This window comes from Streptomyces sp. NPDC002853 (genome assembly GCF_053591915.1).
The window spans coordinates 67,391-89,095 of record NZ_JBSFUS010000011.1 but is presented as its reverse complement, the minus strand read 5'-3'; the positions used below and the strand labels follow the sequence as shown (position 1 = coordinate 89,095).

At 71.9% G+C, this 21,705-nt stretch carries 20 protein-coding genes; 4 read left to right on the top strand and 16 right to left on the bottom strand.

Annotated elements, in window-relative coordinates:
- Window positions 1-49: 49 nt before the first annotated feature.
- A complete protein-coding gene (locus tag ACWD02_RS29255) occupies window positions 50-1,117 on the top strand; it encodes an alkene reductase (protein ID WP_451215510.1) in 1,068 nt (355 codons plus the stop codon).
- 68 nt (window positions 1,118-1,185) lie between these two features.
- Here ACWD02_RS29255 and thpD read toward each other — a convergent pair whose 3' ends face one another.
- From thpD to ACWD02_RS29230, 5 genes are all read right to left on the bottom strand, one after another.
- A complete protein-coding gene (gene thpD / locus ACWD02_RS29250; RefSeq protein ID WP_363207983.1) occupies window positions 1,186-2,085 on the bottom strand; it encodes an ectoine hydroxylase in 900 nt (299 codons plus the stop codon).
- A gap of 101 nt (window positions 2,086-2,186) precedes the next feature.
- Entirely contained in the window at window positions 2,187-2,591 is a 405-nt protein-coding gene (locus ACWD02_RS29245) for an ectoine synthase (RefSeq protein WP_361826232.1), read from the bottom strand.
- 53 nt (window positions 2,592-2,644) lie between these two features.
- Window positions 2,645-3,916: a diaminobutyrate--2-oxoglutarate transaminase gene (gene ectB, locus ACWD02_RS29240; RefSeq protein ID WP_451215507.1), complete on the bottom strand. Its 1,272-nt coding sequence runs from the start codon at window positions 3,914-3,916 to the stop codon at window positions 2,645-2,647.
- A gap of 74 nt (window positions 3,917-3,990) precedes the next feature.
- The gene (gene ectA / locus ACWD02_RS29235; protein WP_363312988.1) at window positions 3,991-4,584 is read right to left on the bottom strand and encodes a diaminobutyrate acetyltransferase; all 594 of its coding nucleotides are present in this window, start codon (window positions 4,582-4,584) and stop codon (window positions 3,991-3,993) included.
- 424 nt (window positions 4,585-5,008) lie between these two features.
- On the bottom strand, window positions 5,009-6,112 hold the full coding sequence (locus ACWD02_RS29230) for a pyridoxal-phosphate-dependent aminotransferase family protein (protein WP_451215505.1): 1,104 nt from the start codon (window positions 6,110-6,112) through the stop codon (window positions 5,009-5,011).
- A gap of 88 nt (window positions 6,113-6,200) precedes the next feature.
- Between ACWD02_RS29230 and ACWD02_RS29225 the strand changes: the two genes are divergently transcribed.
- A complete protein-coding gene (locus ACWD02_RS29225) occupies window positions 6,201-7,289 on the top strand; it encodes an amidohydrolase family protein (RefSeq protein ID WP_451215503.1) in 1,089 nt (362 codons plus the stop codon).
- A gap of 50 nt (window positions 7,290-7,339) precedes the next feature.
- Here the strand turns inward: ACWD02_RS29225 and ACWD02_RS29220 are convergent, their stop codons facing one another.
- On the bottom strand, window positions 7,340-8,143 hold the full coding sequence (locus ACWD02_RS29220) for a 2-phosphosulfolactate phosphatase (protein ID WP_451215501.1): 804 nt from the start codon (window positions 8,141-8,143) through the stop codon (window positions 7,340-7,342).
- 319 nt (window positions 8,144-8,462) lie between these two features.
- On the opposite strand from ACWD02_RS29220, the gene ACWD02_RS29215 reads away from it, so the two are divergent.
- Entirely contained in the window at window positions 8,463-9,398 is a 936-nt protein-coding gene (locus ACWD02_RS29215) for an SCO1860 family LAETG-anchored protein (protein WP_451215500.1), read from the top strand.
- A gap of 151 nt (window positions 9,399-9,549) precedes the next feature.
- On the opposite strand, the gene cobC is transcribed toward ACWD02_RS29215, so the two are convergent.
- Genes cobC through cobM form a run of 6 tightly spaced genes read right to left on the bottom strand, consistent with a single transcriptional unit; the run spans window position 9,550 to window position 15,999 of the window.
- Window positions 9,550-10,638: an Rv2231c family pyridoxal phosphate-dependent protein CobC gene (gene cobC, locus ACWD02_RS29210; protein ID WP_451215498.1), complete on the bottom strand. Its 1,089-nt coding sequence runs from the start codon at window positions 10,636-10,638 to the stop codon at window positions 9,550-9,552.
- On the bottom strand, window positions 10,622-11,566 hold the full coding sequence (locus ACWD02_RS29205) for a sirohydrochlorin chelatase (protein ID WP_451215496.1): 945 nt from the start codon (window positions 11,564-11,566) through the stop codon (window positions 10,622-10,624). The genes cobC and ACWD02_RS29205 overlap by 17 nt, the downstream gene beginning before the upstream one ends.
- A complete protein-coding gene (locus tag ACWD02_RS29200) occupies window positions 11,563-12,204 on the bottom strand; it encodes a precorrin-8X methylmutase (RefSeq protein ID WP_451215494.1) in 642 nt (213 codons plus the stop codon). Before ACWD02_RS29200 ends, ACWD02_RS29205 begins: the two co-directional genes overlap by 4 nt.
- A complete protein-coding gene (gene cobJ / locus ACWD02_RS29195; RefSeq protein ID WP_451215492.1) occupies window positions 12,201-13,913 on the bottom strand; it encodes a precorrin-3B C(17)-methyltransferase in 1,713 nt (570 codons plus the stop codon). The genes ACWD02_RS29200 and cobJ overlap by 4 nt, the downstream gene beginning before the upstream one ends.
- On the bottom strand, window positions 13,910-15,178 hold the full coding sequence (gene cbiE / locus ACWD02_RS29190; RefSeq protein WP_451215491.1) for a precorrin-6y C5,15-methyltransferase (decarboxylating) subunit CbiE: 1,269 nt from the start codon (window positions 15,176-15,178) through the stop codon (window positions 13,910-13,912). The genes cobJ and cbiE overlap by 4 nt, the downstream gene beginning before the upstream one ends.
- The gene (cobM, locus tag ACWD02_RS29185) at window positions 15,175-15,999 is read right to left on the bottom strand and encodes a precorrin-4 C(11)-methyltransferase (protein ID WP_451215489.1); all 825 of its coding nucleotides are present in this window, start codon (window positions 15,997-15,999) and stop codon (window positions 15,175-15,177) included. The genes cbiE and cobM overlap by 4 nt, the downstream gene beginning before the upstream one ends.
- Before the next feature lie 92 nt (window positions 16,000-16,091).
- Here cobM and ACWD02_RS29180 point away from each other — a divergent pair, with 92 nt between their 5' ends.
- A complete protein-coding gene (locus tag ACWD02_RS29180; RefSeq protein ID WP_451215487.1) occupies window positions 16,092-16,823 on the top strand; it encodes a ZIP family metal transporter in 732 nt (243 codons plus the stop codon).
- Between the two features lie 17 nt (window positions 16,824-16,840).
- Here ACWD02_RS29180 and cobI read toward each other — a convergent pair whose 3' ends face one another.
- From cobI to ACWD02_RS29160, 4 genes are read right to left on the bottom strand one after another with little or no spacing between them, the layout of a single operon-like run.
- A complete protein-coding gene (cobI, locus tag ACWD02_RS29175) occupies window positions 16,841-17,590 on the bottom strand; it encodes a precorrin-2 C(20)-methyltransferase (protein ID WP_451215485.1) in 750 nt (249 codons plus the stop codon).
- Window positions 17,587-19,026 carry a cobyrinate a,c-diamide synthase gene (locus ACWD02_RS29170; protein WP_451215483.1) on the bottom strand — a complete coding sequence of 480 codons (1,440 nt, stop codon included), beginning with the start codon at window positions 19,024-19,026 and terminating at the stop codon, window positions 17,587-17,589. The genes cobI and ACWD02_RS29170 overlap by 4 nt, the downstream gene beginning before the upstream one ends.
- A complete protein-coding gene (cobO, locus tag ACWD02_RS29165) occupies window positions 19,020-19,628 on the bottom strand; it encodes a cob(I)yrinic acid a,c-diamide adenosyltransferase (protein ID WP_451215482.1) in 609 nt (202 codons plus the stop codon). Before cobO ends, ACWD02_RS29170 begins: the two co-directional genes overlap by 7 nt.
- Window positions 19,628-21,679, bottom strand: a complete 2,052-nt coding sequence (locus ACWD02_RS29160; protein ID WP_451215481.1) for a putative cobaltochelatase — start codon at window positions 21,677-21,679, stop codon at window positions 19,628-19,630. The genes cobO and ACWD02_RS29160 overlap by 1 nt, the downstream gene beginning before the upstream one ends.
- Between the last annotated feature and the right edge of the window lie 26 nt (window positions 21,680-21,705).

Genomic DNA, 21,705 nt, shown 5'->3' with positions numbered 1-21,705 from the left:
CTCGGTTCAAATACTTGGCCGACCAATAACTTTCCCCTGGGGGCATCAGATGACCACCGCGTTCGACTCCCTCGACCTCGCGGGCACCCCGCTCGCCAACCGCATCGCCATGGCCCCCATGACCCGCAGCCGGGCGGGCGAAGGCGGCACGGCGACGGAACTCACCGTCGAGTACTACGCCCAGCGCGCATCGGCCGGCCTGATCATCACGGAGGGCATCCAGCCCTCCGCGGTCGGCCAGGGCTATCCGGACACCCCGGGCCTGCACTCCGGCGAGCAGGTCGAGTCATGGCGCAAGGTCACCTCCGCGGTGCACGCCGCGGGCGGCAGGATCTTCGCCCAGATCATGCACGTGGGCCGCATCGGCCACCCCGTACTGCTCCCCGACGGCCTGGTGAACGTGGCCCCCTCGCCCGTCGCGGCCCAGGGGCAGGTCTACACGGCCGAGGGCCCGAAGGACTTCGTCACGCCCCGCGAGCTCACCGGCGAGGAGATCCGCGCGACCATCGCCGACTTCGTGACCGCGGCCCGCAACGCCGTCGACGCGGGCTTCGACGGGGTCGAACTGCACGGCGCCAACGGCTACTTGATCCACCAGTTCCTGGCCCCCGGCTCCAACAAGCGCACCGACGAATGGGGCGGCACCCCGGAGAACCGCATCCGCTTCGCGGTGGAGACGGCGAGGGCGGTCTCCGCGGAGATCGGCGCCGCCCGCACCGGCCTGCGCCTCTCGCCCGGCAACCCCTTCAACGACATCTCCGAGCCGCAGGACGAACTCGACGCGACGTACACCTCCCTGGTGAAGGAGCTCAGTGCCCTGGACCTGGCCTACCTGCACGTCATGGAGGTGGGTCCGATCCGCGACCTGGTGACCACCCTGCGCCAGAGCTTCAACGGGCCCTTCATCCTGAACCCCGCGACCGAGGGCCCCACCGGGCCCGACGCGCTCGCCCTCGTCGAGGACGGCACCGCGGACGTCATCGCGTTCGGCGCGCTGTTCCTGGCCAACCCGGACCTGCCGGCCCGCCTCAGGGCCGAAGGCCCGTACAACACGCCTGACCCTTCCACCTTCTACGGCGGCACGGAGAAGGGCTACACGGACTACCCGGCGCTGTAGTCAAGAAGCCAAGAACCACGTGTGGCCCGGCACCCCCAGGTGCCGGGCCAACTCGCGTACGAGACTGCTTACTTCACCGGGGTGAAGTCCCGAGCCCCAATGTATTCCGGCCGCCGGACCGGCGCCGCGAACGGCTCCACCGCCGTGTTCTCCACACTGTTGAACACGATGAAGACGTTGCTGCGCGGGAAGGGCGTGATGTTGTCCCCCGAACCGTGCATGGCATTGCAGTCGAACCAGGTCGCGGAGCCCGCCTCGCCGGTGAAGAGCCGGATGCCGTAGTCCGAGGCGAGGCTGGTGAGCGTCTCGTCCGAGGGAATGCCCGCGTCCTGCATCTGCAGGGACCGCTTGTAGTTGTCCTTCGGCGTCGCGCCTTCACAGCCGAGGAACGTCTTGTGCGACCCCGGCATGATCATCAGGCCGCCGTTGGTGTCGTGATTCTTGGTGAGCGCGATGGAGACGGAGACGGTCCGCATGTTCGCGAGCCCGTCCTCGGCGTGCCAGGTCTCGAAGTCGGAGTGCCAGTAGAACCCCGAGGCCCCGAAGCCGGGCTTGACGTTGATCCGGGACTGGTGGACGTACACGTCGGAACCCAGGATCTGCCGGGCCCGACCCACCACGCGAGGATCGGCGGCGAGCTTCGCGAACAGCTCGCTGATCTTGTGCACCTCAAAAATGGTGCGGATCTCCTGGGAGCGCGGCTCCACGATCGAGCGCTCGTCCGCCCGCATCGTGGGGTCGTCGATCAACCGCGAGAGCTCCGCGTGGTAGACGCTCACCTCGTCAGGGGTGATGAGCTGGTCGATCGCCAGGAATCCGTCCCGGTCGAACCCCGCCAGTTCGTCGGCCGTGATCGGCCCCGGCGTACCCGGCTCGGACCACACGACGGGGTCCTTGCGCTCGATGAGGACCTCTTCGGTGCCTCGCGTCGGGTACAGATCGGCGGTGCGTTCGGGTGCGGTGGTCATGGTGTTGCCTGCCTCTCCTCTCGTACGGCCCTTTCCGGGATGTACACCCCCGCCGCCCAGAGGAAGAGGGCGGCGGGGGAGATTCTGGGTGCGCGCTCCGGCTAGGCCGGCTCCGGCTCCGTGAGCAGCGGGTACACGCCGTTCTCGTCGTGGTCCTCACGACCCGTGACGGGCGGGTTGAAGACACAGATGCAGTGGAAGTCCTCCTTGATCCGCATCGTGTGCTTCTCGTGCCCGTCGAGCAGGTACATGGTGCCCGGCGTGATCGTGTACTTCTCGCCGGTCGTGTCGTCGGTCAGCTCGGCCTCGCCCTTGGTGCACACGACGGCCTCGATGTGGTTGGCGTACCACATCGACGTCTCCGTACCCGCGTACAGGATGGTCTCGTGGACCGAGAAGCCCACCCGCTCCTTGGCGAGGACGATGCGCTTGCTCTCCCAGGTGCCGGACGCGGACTTCACGTGCCGGTCGGTGCCTTCAATGTCCTTGAACGAACGGACGATCACGGTGAGTTGGTTCCTTTTCTCTTACGGGGGTGAGGACGCGGCCCTGGGGCCGCTCAGGCGGTCTCGCGCACCGCGCGGGCGAGCGTACGAAGACCCTCGTCCAGCTCGTCGGCGGTGATCGTCAGCGCCGGAAGGAGCTTGACGACCTCGCTCTCGGGGCCGGAGGTCTCGATCAGCAGACCGAGCTCGAAGGCGCGCTTGGCGATGGCGCCCGCACGTGCCTTGTCGATGAACTCCATGCCCCAGACGAGACCGCGGCCGCGGTACTCCTTGATGGCGCCGGGGTTCTCGTCGACGATCGCCTTGAACGCCTCTTCGACCTGCTCGCCGCGGGCACGGGTCTGCTTCTCCATGGCCGGGCCGTCGGACCAGTAGGTCTCCAGGGCGGCGGCGGCCGTGACGAACGCCGGGTTGTTGCCGCGGAAGGTGCCGTTGTGCTCGCCCGGCTCCCACACGTCGAGCTCGGGCTTGAACAGCGTCAGCGCCATCGGCATGCCGTAGCCGCTGATGGACTTGGACACCGTCACGATGTCCGGCGTGATGCCCGCCTCCTCGAAGGAGAAGAACGCGCCGGTGCGGCCGCAGCCCATCTGGATGTCGTCGACGATGAGCAGCATGTCCCAGCGCTCGCACACGTCGGCGAGCTTGCGGAGCCACTCGGCGCGGGCGACGTTGATGCCGCCCTCGCCCTGCACCGTCTCGACGATCACGGCGGCGGGCTGGTTGAGGCCGGAGCCCTGGTCTTCGAGCAAACGCTCGAACCAGATGAAGTCGGGGGTCTTGCCGTCGAAGTAGTGGTCGAACGGCATCGGCGTGCCGTGCACCAGCGGGATGCCGGCGCCGGCGCGCTTGAACGCGTTGCCGGTCACGGCGAGCGAGCCGAGCGACATGCCGTGGAAGGCATTCGTGAACGACACGATCGACTCGCGGCCCTTGACCTTGCGGGCCAGCTTCAGTGCGGACTCGACGGCGTTGGTGCCCGTCGGGCCCGGGAACATGACCTTGTACGGCAGGTCACGGGGGCGCAGGATGATGTTCTGGAACGACTCGAGGAACGCGCGCTTGGCGACCGTGGACATGTCCAGGCCGTGCACGACGCTGTCGCGCTCCAGGTAGTCGATCAGGGCGCGTTTGAGGACCGGGTTGTTGTGGCCGTAGTTGAGCGAGCCGGCCCCGGCGAAGAAGTCGAGGTACGAGTGGCCGTCCTCGTCGAACATGCGGCTGCCCTGCGCACGGTCGAAGACAGTGGGCCAACCGCGGCAGTAGCTGCGCACCTCCGACTCCAGGGTCTCGAAGACGCTCAGGTCGGGCTGGGTGATGGTCACAGCAGATCTCCTGGGAGATGGAAAGACTTGGGAGGTGGGGGGTGACAGATGGTGCGTGGGGGGATCGGCGGAACTCAGCCGACCGGCTCGACCGGTTCGATCTGCGCGACTTTCCCGGTCTGGGCTATCGGCTCGATGAGGAACAGGACCTCGGGCTCGTGCCCCTCGTCGGGGAAGAGTCCGGCGTCGAAGAGCACCGTGCGCTCGACCGACGCTCCGTGGCGCTGTGCGTACGAGGTGAAAAGCCGCTGGGACGGTGCGTTGTCCGGCGTGATGGTCGTCTCGACCGAGACCAGCTCCCGGTCGGCGGCGACCTTGGCGGTCAGACCGTCGAGCAGCGCACCGGCAAGGCCGCGGCCGCGGTGCGCCTGGTCGACGGCCACCTGCCAGACCACCAGGGTGCGCGGCCGCTCGGGCCGGATGTAGCCGGTGATGAACCCGGCGGGCTCACCGTTCGAGTCCCTGGCCACCACGGAGGTCGCCGCGAAGTCACGGCACCACAGCAGGTAGCTGTACGAGGAGTTGAGGTCCAACACCTTCGAGTCGCGGGCGATGCGCCAGATGGCGGCTCCGTCGGCGACGTCGGGGGTGTCGAGGCGCAACCCCTCGGGCATTTCCAGGGAATTCGCTAGCAGGTCGGTCGGTAGATCGGCTTGTGCAGCGGTCATGCGGATTGAATTTACCGAGCAATTTCTCGAATTGCATCGGCGGGAGGGGTTACGTCAGAACGCCCGATGTGTTATCACGCGGGGGTGCGCGCCCGCAGGAAACCTCGGCGGTTTGGCCTGATTTGATGGGGTCGTACGGCACAAAACGGGCGCGATGTGGAGTGCGTCACAGAACCGTAACTCCCTCGAAGCATGTCCGAATTGCGAGACTTGGTGTTGTCGAAACCTTAGTGTTTAGGTCTCCCAAAAGCGGGCAGAAGAATACGGGAAGCTGTGCTGATAAAGTGGATAAAGAAGCGGTGAGAATTCGTCCGTGAATTTACGTAGAGTATTTACGGCCCCGTTACGACCACTTCATGCTCACCGGTGCGCCGCAGGCCCCACACGAGCCTCAGGCCCAGGGTGAGGCCCCCCGCCTGATCGCCTACCGCCAGGCGGCGGTCACCGCGCTCCGGGCCGCTTCGAGATCGACGCTCAGGCCGGCCTCGCCCATCGCGGCGCCCAGCGCGGCCAGCGAGGCGTGCACGACGCCACGGGTCGCGTCGGGGCCGTAGTGGTTCACCCGGATCATCTCCTTGGCGAGTGCACCACCGCCTGCGACCAGCGGAAGCACCGGGTCCGCGGCGAGCGCCTTGCTGACGAGCTCCGATGCGTCGACCCCGTCCGGGGCTCGCAGCGTCGTGGCGACCGGAGCGGCGTCCCGCGCCTCGTGGACGTACGGGGTCAGACCGCCGCCCAGCGCGAGCGCACCCGCGCGCGTCGCCGCGGCGGCGGTGGCGTGCCGTGCCGTCAGCGCGTCAAGACCCTCCGCCTCGATGCGCTCCACGCACGCTTCGAGGGCGAGCATCTCCAGCTGGGCCGGGGCGTGCAGCAGTGCCTTTCGGCCGCCGTCGATCCAGCGCTCCTTCCAGTCCAGGAGGGAGAGGTACGAGCGGCGCGGCGCCCTCGGATTGGCGGCGAGGCGCGCCCAGGCGCGCTCGCTCACGGAGACCGCCGAGACACCCGCCGGGCCGCCCATCGCCTTCTGCGCGCCGATCACGCACAGGTCCACGCCCCACGCGTCCGGCAGCAGCGGCTCGGCGGCCACCGACGCGACGGCGTCGAGCATGAAGAGGGCGCCGTGCTCGCGCACCACCTCACCGATCTCGGCCACGGGGTTGGTGTTGCCGGTCGCGGCCTCGGCGTGCACGAGCGAGACGAAGTCGATCTCGGGGTTCGCGGCGAGGGCCTCGCGCACCTGCTCGGCGGTCACGGCCGTGTGGAAGGGCACGGCGAGATCGACGACGGTGGCGCCGCAGTCCCGCAGCCAGTTCCCGAGGGTCTGCCCGTAAGGGCCGGTGATGACGTTCAGCGCGGTCGTGCCGGGCTGGGCCGCACCCCGGATACAGCCCTCCAGGGGCAGCAGCGCCTCGCCCTGCATGATCACGACGTCCTGCGAGGTGGAGAGCAGTCCGGCGACGCGCTCCTCGATGGAGGCGAAGTGCCGGGCACTCAAGGGGGCCAGGTCAAGGAATGGATGCGTCGTCACGGTGCTGCTCACTTCGCTGCTCACTTCGCTCACGAGTTCGTTCGGGCTGCCGGACCGAGCGTACCGACAGACTTCTAAGCTGCTGTACATGAGCGATCACACGGTGCTGCACGTGAAGGGGCGGGTGCTCGTCGGCCCGGACGAGGTCCGGGACGAATTGTGGGTGGTCTCGGGCCGGGTGACGTACGACCGCCCGTCGGCGGCACCCGACGTCACGATCGACGGCTGGACGCTGCCCGGCCTGGTCGACGCGCACTGCCACGTGGGCCTGGACACGCACGGCCCGGTGGAGCCGGAGGTGGCGGAGAAGCAGGCGCTGACCGACCGGGAGATCGGCACCCTCCTGATTCGTGACGCGGGTTCACCGTCCGACACCCGCTGGATCGACGACCGCGACGACCTCCCCAAAATCATTCGGGCCGGCCGCCACATCGCGCGTACGCGCCGCTACATCCGCAACTACGCCCATGAGATCGAGCCCGTCGACCTCGTTGCGTACGTCGCCCAGGAGGCCCGGCGCGGTGACGGCTGGGTCAAGCTGGTCGGCGACTGGATCGACCGCGACGCCGGGGACCTGACGGCGTGCTGGCCCCGCCCCGAGGTGGAGGCGGCGATCGCCGAGGCGCACCGCCTGGGTGCGCGGGTGACGGCGCACTGCTTCGCCGAGGACTCCCTGCGGGACCTGGTGGAGGCGGGCATCGACTGCATCGAGCACGCCACCGGACTGACCGAGGAGACCATTCCGCTCTTCGCCGAGCGGGGCGTCGCCATCGTCCCGACCCTGGTGAACATCGCGACGTTCCCGCAGCTCGCCGACGGCGGCGAGTCGAAGTTCCCCAAGTGGTCGCGGCACATGCGGCGGTTGTACGAGCGCCGCTACGACACGGTGCGGGCCGCGTACGACGCGGGCGTGCCGGTGTACGCGGGCACCGACGCGGGCGGTTCACTGGCCCACGGCCTCGTCGCCGCCGAGGTGGCCGAGCTGCGGCTCGCCGGAATCCCGGCGGTGGACGCCCTGTCGGCGACGACATGGGGAGCGAGATCCTGGCTGGGCCGCCCCGGCCTGGTGGAGGGAGCCCCGGCGGACCTGGTGGTGTACGGGTCCGACCCACGGGAGGACGTCGGAGTGCTGGCCACGCCGCGCAGGGTGGTGCTGAACGGGAGGGTGGTGGGGTAGGCGGATCCGGCCTTGACGGCGTACGAGGACGGACTCGGCGGGGCTGTTGGTCAGCGGTGGGCGGAGCCGGGGGCGGGGGCGGGGACGGAGAATGCGCCGTCCTTCAGGACCGGCACCCCTTCCGAAGCTTCCGCCTCCACGGCTGCCGCCACGTCCTCCGTGAAACCTTGGCCCCGCAGCTCCCGTCCCGACGCGCAATCGGCGACCGCCGAGGCGACATCCGCGCACGAGGCGAAAGCGCCTGCGGCCACCGCCGCCTCCGGCGAGACCTCAACTCCCCGCATCGCGGAGATCACCGCCCCCGCCCCCAGCAGATCCTCCAGGGCGGGACGCAGACTTCCGTCGCCCCACCGCTCACCGGCGGCGATGACGGCGACCGGCCGCCCGGGCCGCCCGTAGCCCTGCCCGGCCAGCCAACTCCCCACGGCCGCCGCGTTCCTGAGGCACCCCGCGACCACCACCCCGGAGGTACCCGCCGCCGCGGCGATCGCCGAACCGTTGGGCGAGGGCAGCACCAGGCGGGGCGTGAAGGGGGCCCGGCGCAGGGCGGCGGGGGAGAGGGACCACGGCGACCCCTCGGTCACCCCGCGCCGCCCGACCGCCAGGGCCGCGTCCCGTTCGCGCGCGAAGGCGACGGCACTCTCGTCCCGCCACGCGTACGGGAAGACCTTCGTCCCCGCGTCCACGGCGACCGACACCGCCGTCGTGAACGACAGCACGTCGACCACGACCAGACAGGCCACGTCCCCGCCCGCCATGAGCCGCCGAGCCCCCTCCGGACCCCACTCGAACCGCACCGCGTGCTCGGCCTGTGTGAACCATTCCTCGCGCACCGTGTGCTTCCCCTGTCCCATGTGACTCATATTGACGGAGCGTTACGCACGAGGGCCTCGGTTCGTTGGACATCATTCGGCCACGGCCTCGGCGTCAACCGACGTGTTCGAGCCAGGGAGTTGCCCGGGTGACTCGGGGGAACGCCCGTGCCGGAAGATTCGAAAGCAGGGGCGGAAACCTCCCTTTGGAGTGAACTCACGCTTCGTCGCTGGCTATTCACTCTCAGTGCGTAAAGATTCCCCCTGTCGATGTTGCCGGTGTCGTGCTCATGCGATGTCCCCATCCAGCGAAGCGCGAGGCCACCGGCGACTCCGTAACTCTTGTGGGGGTTCCACCACCTTGAACAGCAACGCCTTCCGCCTGCCCGCACGCCGCCTCGGCGTGATCGCCACCGCCACGGTGCTCGTCGCGGTTCCCGCGGCACTCGCCACCGCGGGACCCGCCGCGGCTACGGGCGGCGACAAGGGCCGCGCGAACGCCGTCGTGCTGCGCACCGGGCTCGACGTGTCCCTGCTCAACAAGACCCTGAACGTCCCGCTCAAGGTCTCGCTCAACGAAGTACAGGCGCCGGCCAACGCCGAGAAGACGGCGCTCACCGCCACGCTGGACGGGGTCAACGGCGGGCAGCCGTTCAGTGTGCTGCGGGCCGACGTGGCCACCGCGAAGGCGACCGCTGAGAAGGGCAAGGCGGAGGGGTACAGCAACATCGCGCGGGCGAAGGTGCACGTGCCGGGTCTGCCGCTGCTGTCCTTGATCGAGGTCGAGCAGGTGACGTCCAAGGCGGTCTGCGAGGCGGGCAAGCGGCCTCTCGCCGAGTCGAACGTGCTGGGCGGGGTGACGGTGCTCGGCAAGAAGGTCACGCTCTCGGCGGGGGGAACGACCCAGGTGAAGGTGCCGGGGGTCGGGGAGGTGCGGCTCGACCTGTCCAAGACGCACACGACGTCGCGTACGGCCGCGGCATCCGCGCTGGAGCTGACGGTGTCCGTGAATCCGCTGAAGCTGAACGTCGCCGAGGTGGAGGGAACGGTGACGTTGGCGGGGGCGTCCTGCGAGGCGCCTGCCGCGGCCGCCAAGCCTGAGCCTTCGGCCCCGGTGAAGCCGCAGGGGGGCAAGGAGGCCGAGCCTGTCGCCGAGAAGCCCGCGAAGCCGGCCGAGGCCAGCCTCGCGGAGACCGGGGGGAACTCGTCGACGCCGTACCTGCTGGCAGGCGGGGCTCTGCTGCTCGCCGGAGGCGGCGGCGCCGTGGTCATGGCCCGACGGCTGCGGAAGGGCTGAGGCCAGGGCGGGCCTCAAGCGCCGGACGGGCTGGATATAGCCCGTCCGGCGTTCGAGGACGAACTCGGCGAAACCGGTGATCAGCAGGGCCCAAGGCCCCCGCACCGAGCGGGTTTTCGGGAAGGGGCGGGGTTGGGGAAAGGCAAAGGCCTCAGCCACCCAGCTCCGCCCGCAACGCCCCGAGCAACCGATCCGTCGTCCCCCGACCTCGCACCGCCACCCGAAGCCAATCAGCCCCGAGCCCCGGAAACGTATCCCCCCGCCGCAAGGCGAACCCCCGCTCCCGGAGGCGGTCGCGAAGGGACGCGGCACCGGGAGCCCGGAGCAGGACAAAGGGCCCCTCCGCGGGCTCGACGGCCCGGACCCCGCAGGGGGCGAACTCCCGGAGCCCGCCCAGGAGATGGGCCCGATCGGCGGCGACCCGCAGCGCCGCCGCCGACGCCTCGGCCAGCGCCGCGGGCGCCACACACGCCTCCGCCGCCGCGAGAGCGGGTGAGGACACCGGCCACAACGGCTGCGCCCGCGACAAGCGGGCGATCGTCTCCGGGTCGGACAGGACGTAACCGATCCGCAGCCCCGCGAGCCCCCACGTCTTGGTGAGGCTCCGCAGAACCACCAGGCCCGGTACGTCCGTACGGCCCGCCAGCGCCTCCCGCTCACCCGGCACCGCGTCCATGAACGCCTCGTCCACCACCAACACCCGTCCAGGGCGCGCCAGTTCGGTGATCGAGGCGGCCGGGTGGAGGACCGATGTCGGGTTCGTCGGGTTGCCGATCACGACCAGGTCGGCGTCCTCGGGAACGTGCGCCCCAGCGAGACGAAACCCGTCCTCCTCGCGGAGCAGCACCCGCCCCACCTCGTGCCCCGCGTCCCGCAGCGCCGCCTCCGGCTCGGTGAACTGCGGGTGCACCACCACCGGCCGGCGCACCTTCAGGGCGCGGGCGAGGAGCACGAACGCCTCCGCGGCGCCCGATGTGAGGAGCACCCGGTCCGGCGTCACACCGTGCCGCTCGGCCACCGCCTCCCGCGCCGCCCGGCCGTCCGGATAGGCGGCGAGGCCGTCCAGCGAGGCGGCGATGTGCCGCTTCAGCCAGGCGGGAGGCGTGTCCGCGCGGACGTTCACGGCGAGGTCGGTGAGGCCGACGGAGCCCCGGACCTCGGCATCACCGTGATGCCGCAGGTCCGGTTCGCCACCGTGGCCGGCCCCCGCAGCGGCGTCGGTCTCAGTGGGAGTGCGCATGCGAACCGTGGTGGTGGCCGTGCCCATGACCGTGGCCGTGCCCGTGTCCGTGGTCCCCGTCGTCGTCCGGGTGGAAGTGCGGCTGCTGCGGGGCCCCCACCTTGTCCTCGAAGCCGGGCAGGGCGATGCGGTAGACGCAGGAGTCGCAGTTCATCCGCAGGTCGCCCTTGACCGCCTCCCGGTAGCGCTCCATGACGAGGTCGAGCAGCTCCTCCTCGGGGCCGATCACGTTCGCCGAGAGGACCTCGGTGCCGGGGTGCGCCGCCGCCCAGCCGTCCGTCTGCTGGCGGACCCGGTCGGGCAGGATGCCGGTGAACAGGAAGTAGGGCAGGACCACGATCCGCTTGGCGCCGAGGCGCACACAACGGTCCAGGCCCGACGGCACGTCCGGCGCCGCGAGCGACACGAACGCCGTCTCCACGCCCGCGTAACCGCGCCCCTCCCACAGCAGCCGCGCCGCCTTGTGCACCTCCGCGTTGGCGTCCGGGTCGGTCGAACCGCGGCCCACGAGCAGCACCGTGACGTCCGCGCGGTCCTCGGGCGTGCGGGCCGGGCCGCCGAGCGCCTCGTCCAGGCGGCGGTCGAGGACCTTCAGGAGCGAGGGGTGCGGGCCGAGCGGGCGGCCGTAGGTGTACGAGATGCCGGGGTGGCGCTCCTTCTCACGGGTGAGCGCCGCGGGGATGTCCCCCTTGGCGTGCCCGGCGGACACCAGCATCAGCGGGACCGCCGCGAAACGTTTGACGCCCCGGTCCACGAGGTCGGTGACCGCGTCGCCCAGCGGCGGCGGCGACAGTTCGATGAAGCCACCGGCGACCGGGAGTTCGGGGTTGCGGCGGGCGAGCTCCTGCACGAAGTCCCGGAAGGCGGCCGCCCCGGCGTCGTCACGGGTGCCGTGTCCGGCGATGAGCAGTGCGGGCGGGGTGGTCACTGGGACTCCTTGGATGCTTCGGTGATCGTTGCGTGCACGCCGGACGACGGCGTGGGGTGGGACGGTGTCGGCGCGGGGTGGTAGAGCAGCGCGTTCAGTGCCGCGGCGGCCACCGCGGAGCCGCCCTTCTCGGACACGTTGCTGACGGCGGGGAGACCGCTCTCGCGCAGTGCCGCCTTGGACTCGGCCGCTCCCACGAAGCCGACCGGCAGGCCGATCACCAGCGCGGGCGCGGCGTCGAGGACGAGCAGCTCCTCCAGGGCGGTCGGCGCGCAGCCGATCACCCAGAGCGCTCCGGGGCCCACTTCCTCGTACGCGAGACGGATCGCGTGGGCCGAACGCGTCAGACCGGCGGAGGACTTCGCGTCCTTGAGGCGGCAGACCGTCCGCCGCTTCGTGATGCCCGCCGCGACCATCTCCACGTCGGCGACCACGGGCGCGCCCGCGTGCAGCGCCGCGTGGGCGGCCACAAGGGCTTCCTCGTCGGTGACGAGGTCCGTCGCGTACTCCAGGTCGGCGGCGGAGTGGATGACGCGCTCCACGACCGCGCGGGTCAGCGGCGCGAAGTGCGAGGTGTCCAGACGGGCCCGCAGCCGCCGGAACGACTCCTGCTCGATGGGGTGGACGACACGGGTCACTTGGTCACCTCCGCCTGGTCCGCGTGCTGCCAGCGGTAGCCGCGCGGGGTCACCATGCGGCCCGCGATCTCGCGGGTCGCGGTGTTGCCGACAGTGACGACCGTCATCATGTCGACGACTCCCGGGTCGAGTTCGCCGATCGTGCTCAGACGCGCCGACTCGTCCGGACGGGAGGCGTTGCGCACGACACCCACGGGCGTCGTGGGCTCGCGGTGCTCCGCGAGGATCGACAGGGCCTTCGGGAGCTGCCAGTCGCGGCCCCGGCTGCGCGGGTTGTAGAAGGTGACGATGATGTCCGCCTCCGCCGCCGCGCGCACCCGGCGCTCGATGACCTCCCACGGGGTGTGCAGGTCGGACAGGCTGATGGACACGTGGTCGTGGCCGAGCGGCGCGCCCAGGATCGCCGCCGCGGCGAGCGCGGCCGTCACGCCGGGTACGCCGATGACGTCGATGTCGTCGCTCGCCTCGGCGAGCGCGGGTGACGCCATCGCGTACACGCCCGCGTCACCGGAGCCGATCAGCGCGACCGCCTGCCCCTTCTGGGCCTCGGCGACCGCGGTACGGGCCCGCTCCTCCTCGGCGCCGAGCCCCGACTCGATGAGCTTCGTGCCGGGCCTGAGCAGGTCGCGGATCTGGTCGACGTACTGGTCGAGGCCGACCAGGACCGAGGCCCTGCGCAGCTCCTCACGGGCGCGCGGCGTCAGCAGATCCCGTGCGCCGGGACCGAGCCCGACCACGGCGAGCCGCCCACGGGGAGCGCGGCGCACGACCGCGCAGGTCGCCATGGGGGCACGGCCCTCGGGCACCGACTTCCGCTTGGGTACGAGGAGTTCACCGCCGCCGTGCAGGGCCGCGGCCTCCGCGACCGAGGGCGTACCGACGGCGGCGAGCGGCGCGTCGGAGGGGTTCGGGACGTCGACAGCGGCCAGTTCGCCGGCCGCGTACGTCACGACCGGCACCCCGAGGCGCGCCGCCGCCTCGACGATGCCGGGCTCCTCGGCCTTCGCGTCCACGGTCGCGAGCGCGGTGACGGACGCGGGGGAGAGCCCCGCGTCGCGCAAAGTGTCCTCGATGAGCCCGAGGACTTCCTCGGTGGGCACGCCCTTGCTGGCTCCCACCCCCACGGTGAGGGACGGCGGCCGCAACACGACCTCACCCGGCCCGAGTTCGAGGACGCGGTCCGTCACCCGGATGACCGGATGCCCCTGCCCGGGTGTGACGTTGGGCGGCAGTGGAGGCAGCGGATATGCGAACTCCCCTGACAGAGCGACCGGTTCGCCGTCGAGTATCGCCCGGGACACCCCGGCGACGTCCCCCTCGACCGGCAGGCCCAGCGTGTCGAGCCCCGGCACGTCCACGGCATCGGTCGCCGTCGTCACGACGGGCATGGCCCCCAGGACGTCCGCCACCTCGTGGGCCAGCGCGTTCGCGCCCCCCTCGTGCCCGCCGAGCAGGGCGACGGCGAAACGCCCCGCCTCGTCGACGCAGACGACACCCGGGTCGACGTCCTTGCCCCGCAGGAGCGGCGCGGCAAGGCGCACCACGGCGCCGGTGGCGAGGAAGCACACCACCTGGTCGCACTCCGAGAAGGCCAGCTCCACGGCCTCCCGCACGGGACCCTCGTACACCCGCGTCCGCGAGGGCCACGCGGCGGCGACGCGGTCGCGTGCCGCGCCGCCCGCCGACGTGGCGGAGATCAGGCCGATCACTGAACTTCTCCTTCAGGCAAGGAAGATGAGGGGCGGGTGCCCCACACCAGGAAGACCGGGTTGGCCGCGGCCAGCCGCGAGACCTCTCCGGGCAGTGGCGCGAGCCGCGAGGACTGCAGCAGTACGCCGTCGCTGTCGTACCCGGCGCCGCTCAGCGCGGCCCGGACCGCGGGCACCCGGTCGATCGCCGCCATGGCGACCACGACGGTCCGCGGCGCCCGCCGGGCGCACGCGGTCACTATGGCGGGCAGCTCACGGCCCCCGCCCCCGATGAACACGGCGTCCGGGTCCGACAGATCGGAGAGGACGGTGGGCGCGGCCCCGTGCACCGCGCGTACGTCGACGCCGTGCGCGGCGGCGTTGGCCCGGACCCGCTCGACGCCGTCGGCGGTCTTCTCCACGGCGACGACGGCAGCGCCGAACCGCGCGCACTCCACGGCGACCGAGCCCGAACCCGCGCCGATGTCCCACACGAGGTCACCGGTGCGCGGCCCGAGCCGGGCCAGGGCAAGTGCCCGCACCTCGAACTTGGTGATCATCGAGTCGCGGTGCGTGAACTCGTCCTCGTCCAGGGCCCATCGGCCGGGGGAGAGGCGTGGTCCGGCCACGGTGCGCACGGGCGCGAGGGCCCGCTCCTCGTCCAGGCACAGCACGACGCTCACCGCGGCGCCCCAGTCGCGGCCCGCGGCCTCGGCCGGGGTGACCCGCTCGACGCGCTCGTGTTCCGGGTCGCCCAGGGCGGAGGCGACGACGAGGGTGCGGGTGTCGGCGCGGCGCATCAGCTCGGCGCCGAGCTCGGCGGGGCCACTGCCGGGGCCGGTCAGGACGGCCACCTTGGGGTGCGCGCGGCAGGCGTTCACGGCGGTGCGCGGATCGCGTCCGTGCGCGCTCACCACCACCGCGTCGTCCCACGGAAGCCCGACCCGCGCGAAGGCGGTGGCGACGGACGACACGCCGGGCCGCACGTCCAGGGCGGCGGACCCGAACCGCTCGGCGAGCGCCCGCACGATCCCGAAGAACCCCGGGTCCCCGGAGGCGAGCACGACGACTCCGCCGCCCGCCGCCCCCTCCGCCTTGGCCAGGTGCTCCTCGACGGCGTCGAGGGCAGGGGCGAGCGGCCCCATCACGACCCGGGCCGTCCCCGGCGGCACCTGGGCGGTGTCGATGTGCCGCCGGGCGCCCACCACGAGCCCCGCGGCGCGCACGGCGTCCAGGGCCGCCGCGTCGAGCGGCGCCCCCGTGCCCGTACCGACGACGGTGATCACGAGGTGGCCTTCTCGGCGCGTAGCGCGGCACGTGCCTGCGGGTCGGCCTTGCGGAAGCCGTGGAAGTGGCCCGGGTGGTACAGGTGCGAGCGGGTGCCGTGCGCGGCGAGGGCGGGGCCGACCAGGAAGAGGGTGTGCTTCCAGAGCTTGTGCTCCTTGACCGTCTCCTCGAGGGTCTCGATGGTGCAGTGCAGCACGAGCTCCTCGGGCCACGTCACCTGGTACGCGATGACGACGGGCGTGGTCGTCGGGTAGCCGCCCTCCAGGAGCTCCCGCACCAACTGGCCGCTGCGCGCCGTCGAGAGGAACAGCGCCATCGTCGTGCCGTGCCGCGCGAACTCCCGCACCTCCTCGCCGGGCGGCATCGGCGTCTTGCCGCCGCCGAGCCGGGTGAGGATCACGGACTGCGCGACCTCGGGGATCGTCAGCTCGCGCTGCGCTATCGCCGCGACCGCCGAGAACGACGAGACGCCGGGCACGATCTCGGTTGCCACGCCGATGTCGGCGCACCGGTCGACCTGCTCCTGCGTGCCGCCCCACAGGGCCGGGTCGCCGGAGTGGATCCGGGCGACCTTCAGGCCCTCCGCTGCGGCCCGCTCGTAGACGGAGACCACCTCTTCGAGGGACATCGTCGCCGAGTCGAGGATCTCTGCGCCTTCACGCGCGTGTTCGAGGACTTCGGCCTGCACGAGGCTGGCGGCCCAGATGACGACATCGGCGTCCGCGATCGCTCGGGCGGCGCGGAAGGTGAGCAGGTCGGCTGCGCCGGGCCCTGCCCCGACAAAGGTCACCTTGCCGGTGGTGGCTTCGGCGTCGGCCATGGGTGGGTTCCTCTCGTACGAAACAGAAAAACAATGGGTGTCGCCCCGCGCCGGATGTGCGGGGCGGGGGGTCAATCGGCTAGCAAGGGCGCATGGCGGTGTTCGTGGCGCTCGGCGCTTTTGTGATGACCCTGGTGGGCGGCTGGACGGCCCAGCGGGTCACCGACCGGCGCCACCTCGTCCTGGGGCTCGCGGGCGGTCTGATGCTCGGCGTGGTCGGCCTCGACCTGCTGCCGGAGGCGCTGGAGGCCGCGGGCACCCCGGTCTTCGGCGTACCGGCGGCGCTGCTCCTGTTCGTCGCGGGCTTCCTCGCCGCGCACCTGGTGGAGCGCCTGCTTGCGGGCCGGCACGCCGCGCACGGGGCGGACGAGCACACCAACGGCCGTGTCCCCCAGGTGGGTCTGACGGCGGCCGCCGCGATGGTCGGTCACAGCGCCATGGACGGCATCGCGATCGGCGCGGCCTTCCAGGTGGGCGGCGGCATGGGCCTCGCGGTGGCCGTCGCGGTCATCGCCCATGACTTCGCGGACGGCTTCAACACGTACACGCTCACCAGCCTGTACGGAAACGCCCGCCGCAAGGCCCTCGCGATGCTCTTCGCGGACGCGGTGGCCCCCGTGCTGGGCGCCGCCTCGACGCTCCTGTTCACCATTCCGGAGCAGCTGCTCGGCGGATATCTCGGCTTCTTCGGCGGAGCGCTGCTCTACCTGGCCGCCGCGGAGATCCTGCCGGAGGCCCATCACGAGCACCCGGCCCGCTCGACGCTGCTGTGCACGGTGGCCGGAGCGGCGTTCATCTGGCTGGTGGTGGGCATCGCGGAGTGAGGCGCCCGCGGAGGGTGTCACAGTTTCCCGCCCCGGCCGCTCTCGCGCCGTGCGGGAGCGATGAGGGTGGACAGGTAGGGCAGCGGAGCGTCGCCGAGTTCGCCGGCTCCCTGGATGGACTCCTCGGGAAGCCCGAGCGCGGAACCCCACACCGCGTCCTCGGTCCGCCCGGTCTCCCGCAGCGCGGCGGCCACCTCATGCGCGAGCCGGCCGAACTTGTAGGCGACGACCGTGCCGGGCCCGGCGAGCGCGTCCTTGAGCACGGCGGCGCCCGCGGTCACCGGCACCAGCGTCAGCGGCTCGGTGCCCTCGGTGAGGACGGCGCCGCTGCGCGCGGCGAGGTCCTGCATGGCGGTGATGCCGGGCACGGTCTCCACCTCGACGCCGGGCACGAGTTCGGCGATGGTCTGCGCGAGATAGGTGAACGTCGAGTACACGTTGGGGTCGCCGATCGTCGCGAACGCCACCGAGCCGTGCTCCCGCAGCAGCGCCGCGACCCGCTCACCGGCGGCGTCCCAGGCGGCCTCGCGGCGCTGCCGGTCACTGCGCTCGTTGAGCGCGAACACCACGCGCACGACCTTGTCCTCGGGGACGTAGTGCAGCACGGTCGACTCGGCACGCCCGCGCTCGCCGCCGTCCGTGCCGTCAGGAGCGGCCATGACGGGTACGACGACGACAGCGGCGGCACGCAGTGCGTTGACGCCCTTGACGGTGACGAGCTCGGGGTCTCCGGGACCTACCCCGACGCCGACCAGCTTGCTGCTCATCCTCTGCACCTCTCTACGAACCGACGGGCGATACCGGGTTCGGCGGCCCAATGCGTGTGCAGGTAACTCGCGTGCACACCTTGCTGTACGAAGCCTTCGAGGCGCCGCTCAGGAGCGTGCATCCCCCAGGCGGCGACCGCCCCGGCGCCCGGTTCGACGACGGTGCGGTGGAACTCGTGCCCGCGCATCCGGGTCCCGGCGACCGCGAGCGAACTGTCGGACACGGCCACGGCGTCGCGGTACCCGAGCGTGAGCCGCTCGGACATCCGCGCGTGCGCGTCCAGCACCCCGCACATCGGCTTCCCGTCCAACTCCCGGACCAGGTACAGCAGTCCGGCGCATTCGGCGGCCACGGGCGCGCCGCTCAGCGCCAGCTCGGCGACGGCCTCGCGCAGCGGCTCGTTGGCGGAGAGCTCGGGGGCGTACACCTCGGGGAACCCGCCCCCGATGACGAGCCCGGCGGTGCCGGGCGGCAGCTCTTCATCGTGCAGAGGATCGAAGGTGACGACGTCGGCCCCGGCGGCGGCGAGCAGTTCGGCGTGCTCGGCATAGGAGAACGAGAAAGCGGCGCCCCCGGCGATGGCGACGACGGACTTCTCCGTCCCTCCCGGTGGCACATCCAGGCCCTCCGGCGTTTGAGGAGCGGGGCCTGGGGCGGAGCCCCGGTTTCGGGAAGGGGCGGGGTCGGGGAGAGGAACGCCGCAGGCAAGAGCCGCACCCGCATCCCACGCGTCACCGGACAACGCAGGAGCGCTCCGGGCCAGCGTCAGAATCCCCTCAAGATCACACCCTTCCCGCACCCGCGAGGCCAACGCCGCAACGGACTCCACAGCCTCAGCCCGCCGCTCGGCAACAGGAACAAGCCCAAGGTGCCGCGAGGGAGTCCCCACTTCCCCCACCCGGGCAAGCGCCCCAAGCACCGGCACCCCCGACTCGTCAAGAGCCTCCCGCAGCAACGCCTCATGCCGCGCCGACCCCACCTTGTTGAGGATCACGCCCCCGATCCGAACCTCCGGATCCCACGAGGCGAACCCATGCACGAGCGCGGCAACGGACCGCGACTGCGAGGAGGCATCGACGACGAGCACCACCGGCGCCCGCAGCAGCTTCGACACCTGCGCGGTGGAGGCGAGTTCACCCTGCCCGGAGGCCCCGTCGTAAAGGCCCATGACGCCTTCGACCACGGCGAGATCGCACCCACGCGCCCCATGGGCGAACAAGGGCGCGACCAACTCCGGCCCGCACAGATACGCGTCGAGGTTCCGCCCCGGCCGCCCCGTGGCCAGCGCGTGATACCCGGGATCGATGTAGTCGGGCCCCACCTTGTGCGGCGACACGGCGAGCCCGGCCGCGGCGAACGCGGCCATCAACCCCGTGGCGACGGTCGTCTTCCCGCTTCCGGAGGACGGCGCGGCCACCACAAGCCGAGCTACCACTCGATGCCCCTCTGGCCCTTCTGCCCGGCGTCCATCGGATGCTTGACCTTGGACATGTCGGTGACGAGATCGGCGAACCCGACCAGAGCCTCGGGTGCGTTGCGCCCGGTGATGATCACGTGTTGGTTCCCGGGGCGCGCCCGGAGCGTCTCGATGACCTCGTCCGTGTTGATCCACCCCCAGTGCATGGGGTAGGCGAACTCGTCGAGGACGTACAGCTGGTACGTCTCGGCGGCGAGGTCACGCTTGACCTGCTCCCAGCCCTCGCGGGCCTTCTCCTCGTTGCTCTGCTCGCCCTCGGCCGGAGCGCGCTGGATCCACGACCAGCCCTCGCCCATCTTGTGCCAGTCGACGGACCCGCCCTCGCCGGATGCCCCGAGGACCTTGAGGGCGTTCTCCTCGCCGACCTTCCACTTCGCCGACTTCACGAACTGGAAGACCCCGATGGGCCACCCCTGATTCCAGGCCCGCAGCGCGAGCCCGAAGGCGGCGGTGGACTTTCCCTTGCCGATCCCGGTGTGCACGATCACCAGCGGACGGTTGCGCCGCTGACGCGTGGTGAGGCCGTCGTCCGGCACCACACTCGGCTGCCCCTGAGGCATCAGGCCACACTCCTCGTACGAGTTCCCTGTACGTCCTTGACGAGCCCCGCGATGGACTCCGCCCGCAGCTCGTCGAGCGTCACGGCGGTCCCGCCGAGCTCACCCGCGAGCTGCCCCGCGAGACCGAGCCACACGGGCCCCGACTCGCAGTCCACGACCACCGAAGCGATCCCCGCGGCCCCGAAGAGCCGCGCCGCACGCCCCGCGCGGGCCACCGGCTCCACGCCACCCGTGGCCCTGCCGTCCGTCACGACCACGACCAGCGGACGCCGCGCCGGATCACGCAGCCGCTCCACCCGCAGCACCTCGTGCGCCTTGAGCAGCCCGGCCGCGACCGGCGTACGCCCGCCCGTGGGCAGCGATTCGAGCCGCGCGGCGGCCGCGTCCACAGAGGACGTGGGCGGCAGCGCCACCTCGGCGTCGGCGCCCCGGAAGGTGACGAGCCCGACCTTGTCCCGCCGCTGATAGGCGTCGAGCAGCAGCGAGAGCACCGCGCCCTTCACGGCGCTCATCCGCTGCCGCGCGGCCATGGACCCGGAGGCGTCCACGACGAAGAGCACGAGGTTGCCCTCACGCCCCTCCCGCGTCGCCTGCCGCAGATCGTCACGCCGTACGACGAGCCCCCGCCCGGAGCGCCCGCGCGCCCGCTGATGCGGGGCCGCCGCCTGCACGGTGGCCGCCAGATGCAGCTTGGTGAGCGCCCCCTGGGGCCGCCGGGCCCCGGTGGTCCGCCCGTGCTCGGTCCGCGCCCGTGAGCGCCGCCCCGCGGCACCCTCGCCAAGGCCCGGCACGCTCAGCATCTTGGTGCGGAACGGCTCCGCGGCCCGCACGGGCTGCTGCTCGCCGCCACCGGCGGCCGGGGACTGCGCGGGGGAGGCGTTCTCGTCCTGTCCGGCCTCACCGCCCTCGCTCTCCGTGGCGGGCTCGTCGGAGGCGTCGGAGGTGCCCTCGGGCGCGTCGGGTCCGTCCTGCGGCGGCCGGCCGCCCCCGCCGGGGCCGCCGCCGTCGGGGTCGTCGTCCCCGCCGTCGCCCTCGTCGTCACCCGCGGACTGCTCCAGCGTGTCGTCGAGCTTGTCCTCGTCGAGTCCCGGCGCGTCGAAGGGGTTGCGCCGACGCCGGTGCGGAAGCGCCAGGAGGGCGGCCTGGCGCACATCCTCCGCGAGCACGTCCTCGCGTCCGGCCCAGGCGGCAAGCGCCGTCGCCGTACGCGCCATCACGATGTCGGCCCGCATCCCGTCGACCTCGAAGGCCGCGCAGGTGGCCGCGATCTGCCGCAACGCACCGTCGCCGAGCCGTACTCGGGGCAGCAGCGCGCGGGCAGCGACGATCCGGCCACGCAGCGCGGACTCCTCGTCGTGCCAGCGCGCGGCGAACCCTTCCGCGTCGTCGTCGTACGCGAGCCGCCGCCGTACGACCTCCACGCGCTGGTCGGTCTCCCGCGAGGCGGCGACCTCGACGGTGAGCCCGAACCGGTCGAGCAACTGCGGGCGCAGCTCGCCCTCTTCGGGGTTCATGGTGCCGACGAGCAGGAACCGCGCGGCATGCCGCACCGAGACGCCCTCGCGCTCGACGTACGAGGCCCCCATGGCGGCGGCGTCGAGCAGCAGGTCCACCAAGTGATCGTGCAGCAGGTTCACTTCGTCGACGTAGAGGATGCCGCGGTGGGCGTCGGCGAGCAGCCCCGGCTCGAAGGCCTTGACGCCCTCGGCGAGTGCCCGCTCGATGTCGAGCGCCCCGACCAGCCGGTCCTCGGAGGCGCCCACGGGCAGTTCGACCATCCGCGCGTCCCGCACGGAGGCCCCGCCCGCCTCGTGCGGGCCGTCGGGGCACGCGGGGTCGGGCGCGGCCGGGTCACACGAGAACCGGCAACCGGCCACGACCGGCACCTGCGGCAGCAGCGCCGAAAGGGCGCGCACCGCGGTGGACTTGGCGGTGCCCTTCTCGCCGCGTACGAGAACACCGCCGACGGCGGGTGACACGGCGTTGAGCAGCAGCGCGAGCCGCAGGTCGTCCTGCCCGACGAGGGCGGTGAACGGATAGGGGGTACTCACAAGGCCTCCATTGCGTGGTCCAGGGC